Below are 232 nucleotides of genomic sequence, written 5' to 3' on the forward strand. Positions count from 1 at the left end.
GTCGTGCCTCGCCCTCGTGCTCGTTGGAGGGCGAAATCCGCATGGCATTGAACGCATCCAGCGTTTGCGCGAAGCCCTTGCCTTCGAGATAGAGCTGGCCGGGCGTGATCGGCTTGTAGGTTGTCCCCTGCGCCATCTGACCCTTTGCCTGCTGGCCGGCATTCAGGCGCGCATCATAATAGTCGAGAACGAGTTTGGGGCGCTCTTCCGCCGCCTCGCGGACGGTGTGATC

Annotated in this window: 1 protein-coding gene; it reads right to left on the reverse strand. The window is 62.5% G+C overall.

Going from position 1 to position 232, the window contains the following annotated elements; genetic code table 11:
• Positions 1–232, reverse strand: a 232-nt coding sequence (locus tag ACPYOI_RS37210; protein ID WP_481424324.1) for a hypothetical protein, incomplete at both ends; no start/stop codon positions are given.

Source organism: Rhizobium sp. SVR5-2C (assembly GCF_056755115.1).